Origin of the sequence: Acidovorax sp. HMWF029 (genome assembly GCF_003060895.1) — a bacterium.
Classification (GTDB): Bacteria; Pseudomonadota; Gammaproteobacteria; order Burkholderiales; family Burkholderiaceae_C; genus Acidovorax.
Genome location: NZ_QAIH01000289.1, coordinates 1 through 1,308, shown reverse-complemented (window position 1 = coordinate 1,308; position 1,308 = coordinate 1). Strand labels below are relative to the sequence as shown.

Sequence of the window (1,308 nt, the reverse complement as noted above, 5' to 3'; positions counted from 1 at the left end):
GACCCGCGCAAGGCCGCCGCCCCCACCGTGCTGCAGCTGGCACGCGTGGTGCACCGGCATGCCGACGCCGACCTGGGCGAGCGCTTTCGCCAGCGTTTTGCGTTTGCCCCCGATGCCTTTGTGCAGCGCGCAGCCAATGCGGGCTGCTTCATCGGCCCGGTGATTGCGCTGGACGATGGCCGCGTGCTGGCGCGCATTGGCCCCGCCTACCACGACACCGCGCACTGGGTGGCCGTGCAGGGCCCGCACCACCAGCCACTGCCCACACTGCGCGGCCTGGGCCGCTCCCACAACCGGCACATCTTTGCCCAGAGCGACGGCCAGCAGATCACCACCCACCAAGGCTTTGGCGGCCCGGTGATTGCGCGCTTTGCCCTGCCCCATGGCAACGAAGGCCTGCCGCCCCATGTGCCCGTGGCCCCCGGCCCGCTGGGGCAGCGCTGCGACGAACTCATCCCTTTCAACGACGGCCAGCGCGTGCTGCTGCGCAACCCCACCGGCATCTACCTGCTCACGCCCACGACCAACGGCGGCAGCGATGGCCGCAGCGACGGTGGCGGCGTGCAACGCCTGCACCCGCAGACCTTTGACGAAGACGGCCCCTACACCTGGCCCAAGAACCAGATGGACAAAGAGGCTGGCGGCCAGACCGTCACCGTGCTGGCGCTCGACATGCTGCACATGGCGCTCTCGCCCGACGAACACCACATCGCCGTGGGCGACCAGGACAGCAGCCACATCCTGCTCGACGCCCAGGGCACCCTGGTGGCCGAGTACGACCCGCAATCGTCCTACCCGCACCACGCGGTGTTCTCGCACGACGGCACGCGCCTGTTCGCCAACTCCTGCCATCTGTACTGGGGCAGCACACTGTCGGTGCCGCTCTCGCCGCTCGCTGCGCAGGGGCAGCAAGACGCACCGCAACCCGCGCCCACTGACGCAGAAGACCTGCCCACGCTGGACGACCGCTGCCGCGTCTACGCCTCGGCCACCCAGCCCGGACTGGTGGTCCTGGGCGACGCCGACGGCTACCTGCACGCCCTCGGCGACGACGGCCAAACCCTGTGGCGCCACCACATCGGCAGCACCATCAGCGGCATGGACATGGCCCCCGACGGCAGCGTGCTGTGGGCCGCCAGCCACGGCGGCTACCTGGTGCGGCTGGAGCGCAGCGAGGCGGGGATGGACCCGTATTCGATTGGGACCTCGCCGTATGCGGAGACCAGCCGGTGGATTTTTTGGGAGGATGAGGCGGGGCCGGTGCGGTGGTAAGGGTGCTCACATTTCACTGGTTCGCTCGCTATAGCT

The 1,308-nt window shown here is 69.5% G+C and carries 1 pseudogene; it reads left to right on the top strand.

Annotated features, from left to right (window positions below):
* Window positions 1-1,272, top strand: a pseudogene (locus DBR12_RS20090) (WD40 repeat domain-containing protein); the annotation flags it as partial.
* Window positions 1,273-1,308 lie beyond the last annotated feature (36 nt).